General features: G+C 32.9%; 9 protein-coding genes. All 9 read right to left on the minus strand.

Going from position 1 to position 7,621, the window contains the following annotated elements:
- Nucleotides 1–32: 32 nt before the first annotated feature.
- The 9 genes from BMY82_RS07430 to BMY82_RS07470 all read right to left on the minus strand — a co-directional run bounded on the left by BMY82_RS07430 (nt 33) and on the right by BMY82_RS07470 (nt 7,577).
- Entirely contained in the window at nt 33–1,136 is a 1,104-nt protein-coding gene (locus tag BMY82_RS07430; RefSeq protein ID WP_091975932.1) for a minor capsid protein, read from the minus strand.
- On the minus strand, nt 1,114–2,466 hold the full coding sequence (locus BMY82_RS07435) for a phage portal protein (protein ID WP_091975940.1): 1,353 nt from the start codon (nt 2,464–2,466) through the stop codon (nt 1,114–1,116). Before BMY82_RS07435 ends, BMY82_RS07430 begins: the two co-directional genes overlap by 23 nt.
- A gap of 24 nt (nt 2,467–2,490) precedes the next feature.
- On the minus strand, nt 2,491–3,684 hold the full coding sequence (locus BMY82_RS07440) for a PBSX family phage terminase large subunit (RefSeq protein ID WP_091975933.1): 1,194 nt from the start codon (nt 3,682–3,684) through the stop codon (nt 2,491–2,493).
- Complete coding sequence (locus tag BMY82_RS07445; protein WP_091975934.1) at nt 3,677–4,123, minus strand: hypothetical protein; 447 nt, start codon at nt 4,121–4,123, stop codon at nt 3,677–3,679. The genes BMY82_RS07440 and BMY82_RS07445 overlap by 8 nt, the downstream gene beginning before the upstream one ends.
- A gap of 15 nt (nt 4,124–4,138) precedes the next feature.
- Nucleotides 4,139–5,455, minus strand: coding sequence for a DNA methyltransferase (locus BMY82_RS07450; RefSeq protein WP_091975935.1), 1,317 nt, complete (start codon nt 5,453–5,455; stop codon nt 4,139–4,141).
- A 187-nt stretch (nt 5,456–5,642) separates the two neighbouring features.
- Nucleotides 5,643–6,137, minus strand: a complete 495-nt coding sequence (locus tag BMY82_RS07455) for a hypothetical protein (RefSeq protein WP_091975936.1) — start codon at nt 6,135–6,137, stop codon at nt 5,643–5,645.
- A gap of 42 nt (nt 6,138–6,179) precedes the next feature.
- Nucleotides 6,180–6,425, minus strand: a complete 246-nt coding sequence (locus BMY82_RS07460; protein WP_091975937.1) for a hypothetical protein — start codon at nt 6,423–6,425, stop codon at nt 6,180–6,182.
- Between the two features lie 3 nt (nt 6,426–6,428).
- Nucleotides 6,429–7,172: a hypothetical protein gene (locus BMY82_RS07465; protein ID WP_091975938.1), complete on the minus strand. Its 744-nt coding sequence runs from the start codon at nt 7,170–7,172 to the stop codon at nt 6,429–6,431.
- Between the two features lie 12 nt (nt 7,173–7,184).
- Nucleotides 7,185–7,577, minus strand: a complete 393-nt coding sequence (locus BMY82_RS07470) for a single-stranded DNA-binding protein (RefSeq protein ID WP_091975941.1) — start codon at nt 7,575–7,577, stop codon at nt 7,185–7,187.
- Nucleotides 7,578–7,621: the final 44 nt, after the last annotated feature.

Consider the following 7,621-nt stretch of genomic DNA (forward strand, 5'->3'; position numbering starts at 1 on the left):
TTGCAATTATTCATCATTTCTTTTCACATCTTTTATCTTTTACTGTTTCTAAAGCTCTTATGTTTCTTATGTATTGCTAATAATTCATCATCAGTTTCAACATACTTTTTATACCAATCTTCGTACTTCAGTTTCTCAACGTATACACTTTTACCTTTTGCATCTCGCATCATTCTTCCAACATCTTCTACATCATCTAAATAAGGTGCTGTTGTGGTTCTGCACCTACAATGAAAAGGTGGAGCATTTACCCCTATCTTTCTGTCTTTTTCATCAAACACTTTTAAGTCCATTCGTCTGCAAATAGTACTTGTCCTATGGTCTAAAGTTGCTATTATTTGATATTTTTCTACTTCTAATTTTTTAAAGCACATCTCTTGTGCCTTTTGTTGAAAGTGTGCTGTTTCTGTTCTAAGTAAATTTTCCGCGTGCGACTTTTTAACTCCGAATTTGTCCGATAAATCTGTAACTAAAGTTTTAGGATTTTTACCTAAAATAAGATTTTGCTTCAAGTTAGTATCTAAGTAATCAACTAACTCAGCTCTATATTTGCCCCATATTCGCTCGGAAAACTCTACACCATCTGCAGTCCAAGGCTTATTAATAAGTGTTTTTACAAGATTAGTATCAAGCTTGTATAAGTCTGCTTTAATATTTAGCCCTTGGAACAGCTCATATGTATGTCTGTAGTAGCTTTCCTGTAAATTTTCTATTATCCTTTCTTCAATAAGGCTATGTTCTGCGGCTATAAATAATTCTGCGTGTTGTCTTATAGCCACTTGTAAAGCTTCTAGACGTGAAATGTGTACTCTAGCCGACATATTGGTTAGTTGCTTATCCCAATCATACCCTACCGCATTTTCTGTACCCATTCTAATGTAATCTTTTACGGTCATTTTAAATTCCTCTAGTTCCTCGGAATTAAGTAGTCTTTTAGCATCTTGATAGGTAAATACTTCATTATTAACTGCAAACTTATTTAACCAATATGTTATATCCTTATTTAACCTCATTTGCAAGTTTTTATTCAATTTTTTTATTTCTTTCACAGTTTTATTTGTGTTGTTATTCAGTTTATTTTCAACATAAAGCATTCGTTTTTCCCAATACTTGCTATTCCTCGTCTGCATTGCCATCAACTACTTTCTTGTAATCTGCATCTGCTATGCTTAATAGTCTTTCTTGTTGTTCTTCTTTTAAAATATCCTCTGCTTCTTCTGGGTCATCAACCCAAGGATGATTACGAAGTATATACTTAGTTGGAATGATACCAATAGACTGCTGTGCTATCTGTGCATTTTCTAAATCGTTAGAAATCATGTTTCTTGTATATGTCTGTTGTATTTTATCGTGTGATATATTTAAGTGTCTTAAAATAGCTTCTACAAGCTCATTAATTCCCTCTTTGAACTCTGTCTCCATATTTCCGGACTTTAGCTCTAGTTTTCTATAGAAAAACTTTAAAGCAACGCCACTCGCATTACCTACACTCTCAACATCCTGTTGTAAGCCTTGTCCAAATTCATATATCTGTTTTTTAAGCACCTCTAGTATTAGTTTTCTAGCTTCTACAGGAATGTCAATCTGTAAGGTTCTAAGGTCTCCCTTACCTTCTACTTCATTGTTGGCCAAAGGAATTGTTTTGTATCTCTTCAATTTTTGAATGAAATCATCTTCCTCACCGCCGTAATTTTCTAAGATGTATATAATCTGTTGAATATCTTCTATATCATTTGCATAACCACTCATAACCTTGTCATATAAGTCTATCTGATTCTTGTATTTATCTAAATCAGACGTTTCAAGCATATTATTAGCAAACTTAATAAAAGGAACTCTCCCTAGCTGGTGATTAATTGCCTCTGTGGAAATCGGATTGACTTCATTTCCAACCTTAAATTTATATATTGTAAATTGCTTATTATCCCATAACTCCACATAATTAAATGTTTCTGTTGTGTTATCAGAGATATATTCTAGCTTACTATAAGTTCTTACAAAGCCTATAAGCTCATTTTCAAGTGTTCCGCTGTAAATAGGATTACATTGTTCACTCGGTATTTTTTCATACTTAAATTCGTTCTTATCATTTATCCAGTAGTGAAGCCAAGCCACCCCACAATTAGAAGCCTCAATGCAGAGGTCTTTTAATTTTCTCTCAAAGTTGTGTCCTAACACTGCGTTTACCTTTTCGTTAGCACCTTTTTTATCATCATCAATATCAATTATTGGAGGATAGGTAAACATATATGCAGCCTTTTCATCTACTAGAAGTCCGTGAAAATGATGCGTTATTCTGTTATCAGCGTTGCGAAGTATATTATCTCGAACCTTTTCTACTGTTGTTGATATTACTCCAGTTTTTTCTATGTCTGTCTTATTTATGTAATATTCCTTAGCTTTTTTCATTGCATCATGCTTTTCTGCATTCTTCTTTATAAGCTGATTAATTCTTTTTATATTCATATTTAGCACCTTCTCACCTCCCATTTATACCTTCCTTTTAGTTACTATCTTATCTGAGTATATTGCGTATCTGAGTGCGTCTAACACGTCATCCCATAATTTCACTGGTTCGCCTGTGCGTTCATTCCACGCATACATATATATCTCTTGTTTGAAGCGGTCAACCCCATTTTTATTTATAAACAATCTCTTAGTTTTAAAAAGTTTTGCCACTTCCTCTATGCCTGCCATAACTCTTTTACTTGCATTCATAGATCGGATCCCTTCGCGTTTAAACCTAACAATATGCTCTGGTCTTGCCGTATCACAATAAAAATTAATATTTCCGTATTTTACTTTTATTTTCTTAGCTTCTTCAACCCAATAATCAATTTCTTTGTGCTGTTTCGCTATTTCTTCAATTAAATAAAAGTTTCCATCAACACCTTCCCCTATAACTACAATAGAACCAAAGTGTTCATATCCCCAGTCTACTCCAGCAAAATATCTAACCATTTCAGGTAACTCTGTAACATAATGTATCTTGCTATCAAAATCTTGATATACAATCCCTTCGGCACTTACCCATTCACCGTCTATATCCCTACTGTAGAACATTCCTGTTGGTGTGGATGTTTTAATATTTTTTCTATATCTTTCAGACAAAAAAGTATTATCATCAAGCTTATATTGAAATTGTGCTATTGTTTTAAAATCCGCTTTATCAATATAGTTTTTCTTTAACCAATGTTCCGGTTGATCTGGGTTTGTATCTATCAAAAGCCTTGCACCCGTTGCAGAACACCTTGATTTAATTTCATTAAAGACTTCTTCATTTGCCATTGTCCCTTCATTTATGTATGCACCATAACTTGTCATACCTCTTATTCTTCCTAAATCATTTTTTTTGCTGTGCCCGAAGCAACAAACTAAAACCCCAAACATTTTAAATCTATTATGTTTATCAAACTTAAATTCAATTCCATACTTATTACTTAACTCTATTAATACATTACGTTGCAATGCCCCTAAGTCTGCCCCAGCTAGTATATACTGTGGTTCTTCAACTCCTTCTTGTCTTGCAATCCTCTTTACACGTCTTAATTCCATCAAGAATAAATCATTGTTTACTATCGTTTTTCCTGTTCGTTTTGCTCCGTGATTAATTAGCATAAAAAAATCATTGTTAACTGCAAATTTTAAAACCTCTTGTTGTTTTTTGTGGTACAACTTATTCATTTTTGAAGCCGCCTTCTATAGCTTCCATAAGCTTATCTAACTTGCTTTCTTCGCTTTCAGTTTCTTTTATGTTTTTTTCTTTTTCCTTTACTTGAACTTTCATATATTCAATTCTAGCTTTTTGTTCAGCTATATCGTATTTATCTTTTTTTACTTCACTTGTCATTTTCATAAGTTGTTCAAAAGCCCCTACGCTCCCATTTACCGCCTTTGTTGCCATTGCCATTAGCATTGCCATAAGCCAAGTATTCTCCATTCCATACCCTTCCAACATTTTCTGTATTTTAGGTTCATGTATTTGGGCTGTAAGGACTGTATTTAGACATTTTTCTATTTGTGCCTTTTCTTTTCTTTTTTTTGCACTTGCTTTTCCACCTTTTCTTCCTCTTTCTCGTGCTTCGCTCGTGCTTGGTGTTTTTAAGTTTTTCTCATTTGCCATCATCTCACTTCCTTATTATTCGATTACTATTTCTACATCGCTCAAATCTATTTCAGTAAATTCTTCCTTTATTTTTTTTGGATCTCCTTTGTAAAATACCAACACGTTCTGATGTAATCTAACCACTTTTCTTCCCTTGTTCATACTTCTATTAGCTCTTACCGCACCTGTCCCTATACAGTTCAAAAGTATTATATCGTTATAAAAATAAACACCATTTTCTTTAAATGCTTCTTTAGTAACACCTGTTAAATCTCTATAAAATCCTTGTTTATCCCTTACATCAGATATAACTACTATAGCAAATCTATTATTCTTCAATTTTTTTGCCGTCTTACTTAGTATATTTTTATAAGCAATAACAAAATCATCATATTCCATATTTGATATATCTTTTTCATCTTCTGAATATACTTCTAAATCAAAGTATGGGGGGCAAGTAAATATCAAGTCCTGTGTTTCGTTTTCTACATATTTATCCACGTTTTGACTATCATCGCATATCCATCTAGCATTTTTAATACCTATTTCGCTCGCATTTTCCATGTTAGCTTCTACTTGTTCACTCCTTAATTCTATCCCTGTGTAGTTATACTCTAGTAAATCTGCAACTACTCCGCGAACTGGTCCCCCCGCAAACGGGTCTAATATTCTCCCTCCCTTTTGAGGTATAAACCACGAATAACATATTTCGCATAAAACTGGGTCGAATATAGATATTCCAGAATCGAAACCTTCCCCTTCTCCGCTATTTAAATTATTACAGAATAAAAGATTTTTATCTCTTCCAGCCTCTCCTATTAACCCCAATTCCTTCCATTCTCTTTTTCTTTCCTGCCATTCTCCTTTTTTTGTGTCTATGTATGAAAAAGGCGGGACAATAAATCTCTCCTTAAGCATTGGTCCTTCAGACGGGCTATCCTTAACTTTATCAAGCAATGAAGTTGGTTTGATTTCATAATTGGTATTTTCAAAGCCAAAAGGTTCCATTAGGAAACCTTCTGTTGACAGTTCTTCTAGTTCCATATCAAGAAATTCTAAATTCCATTCGGATAATTCTGCAGTCTTATTATCTACCAGTCTATAAGCTTTAGCCTGTTCTTTTGTTAAATCAAGGTATCTACAATCTACTTCTGTTAAGTTTAATTTTTTTGCTGCTTCTAGCCTTGTATGCCCTGCTATTATTACATTATTCCTATCCAATAAAATTGGGGAGGTGAATCCAAACTCCTTAATTGATTCTGCAACCTTATCTATCGCATTTTCATTGTTTCTTGGATTTTTCCCATATGGAATTATCTCATCAATTTTAATTTTTAAAATTTCATCCATTATCTATTTTCCTTTCTTTTTTACACAACAAAAAAGGCGAACCTTATATGGTTCACCTTTCTCCATTAAATATGTCGGGGGTCTTTTTGCATTACTAAGAACAATACCATTATATAACATATAACTGCATTGTGCTTCCCTACTTATTCCCTATTTATTCCCCCTTTATTACCTATTTTATCTCTTTTTAATCCACTTCATATATTTTTTGTTTAAATCTCGCTTCTACTTCTGCAACTACTTTTTTAGGGTTTATACTGTTGTAAGTTGAGTAAATAATACTATCCCTTAATTTGTAAAATCTATTTTTCCCCATCTTCCTATCTATTACTATTTCTTGCAAGCTTTTTAGCTTTATGTATCTATCCTCAAAAATTTCTTTCTGTTCTGTTGTGAAATTATTTATTGCAATATCTAACTTTTCTCTTTCTATCTCCAATCTCTTCTTGTTAGTGTATAATTTGTTAATAATTTTTTCTTTTCTTATTACCAAATCCTCTATTTCATTCCCTGTACTATTTGTCCTGCTTAACTTATCTTTAGTATAATCAAAGCTTCTGTAAGTATTATACTCATTTTTTACAGCTTCTATGTCTAATTCTATTTGTCTTATGCTATCATTTAATTTAGGATAGTTATAAAGCATTTTTTCTACAGCTTTAAAATCTCTTTTACTTATCATTAGCATGCTCCCATCTAATATCTTATCCCTGTAATATTTTTCTCATCTGCCTTGCTTTTCTATAACATTTATCACTACTACGTTTTCGCCTATTTCGTCTATCTCTATTTCATATTCTGTGTTTCCATATTGATTTATATATGCCTCAAACGTATAGTTACAAACATTATAAAATGCTATAACTTCCTCATCCGTATCAAAACACGATACTACATCATGTTCTAAATCTTCCATATCACAGTAACTGTTACCAACCAATTCACGCAGCCTAACAAGTGTGTCTGCCATACTTTAATCCTCCTTTAATAACTTTCGTATTTGCTCTAATTTTTTCTCTGCCTCTTCTTCTGTCCTAAAGCAATTCCCAAACACGCGAAGCTCTTCGTGAACACTCCAGTCTCCATAATATATATCTGATGAAATGTTGCCTGGAGAAGTTATGAAAAAGAATTTTTGTCCATCTTTTGGAACCCATTTTACTTTTGTGTTTTTAACAATCCTTCTTACATCTCCGAAGCTATATACTTCTTTTTTTAGCAATAACATCATTACCGCTTTTTCTAGATCTTCTTTATCATCTCTATGCCTTGTAACCTCTATATCATCCCAAGATAATACAGTCCCGTCATACGTAGGTTTTATATTGCTAGTGTCTTTTTTGGGAATGTTTTTATTCAGCATAGCTGTCTTTCCCCAATCTACCATCTCAGGTGTAAATTCATAATAAAAACCACCATCAAAGCTTATTAAATCAACACCATGATAATTAGTAGTTTCTCTAACTGTATTTACCGCTTTTCTCATGCCAGGGACAAATTTGTCGTTGTCGTAAATTTCACCATGTATCAAATCATCTTTAATGTATACCTTGTCTCCGCTTTTCAAATCTCTTATTGGGTTCATTTTTTCATCATCATTATTTATGTTACTAGTGTCTTTTCTTGCAAGCTTTTCACTTATTTCTATAGCTTTCTCCCAGTCAATCCTTTCTGATATATAAACCTTATCCCCTACTTTTAAATCTTCAAACTTCATTTTTCTTCCTCCTTAAAATGGTACGTCATCGTCTTCTACTGTTTCTTTAAATTCTGCACCTACATTGTATTTTTCTGAATCATTTTTTTGTTTTTCTAATAATTGTATATTTCTCCCAGATACTTTGGTAAAGGTTCTTTTCTCTCCACCTTGAGTTTCATATCTATCTACCCTAATTGCTCCTTGAACTGCCACTAATTTCCCTTTATCTATATAATTAGATGTGTACTCAGCGGGTTTTCCAATTATTTCTACTGGTATAAAGTCTACTGGGTAATTCCCATCCTTATCCTTGTAATCTCTACTAACGGCTAAAGTGAAAGTCGCTACTGGAGTGCCAGAACCTGATATGTATCTTAAATCTGGTTCTTTTGTAAGTCTTCCTATTAAAACAACACTATTTATACTCATATTTACTCCTCCGTTCTTATAAGATAACTAGTCCCCTT

The organism is Peptostreptococcus russellii (assembly GCF_900110295.1).
In the GTDB taxonomy this organism is placed as follows: Bacteria; Bacillota; Clostridia; order Peptostreptococcales; family Peptostreptococcaceae; genus Peptostreptococcus; species Peptostreptococcus russellii_A.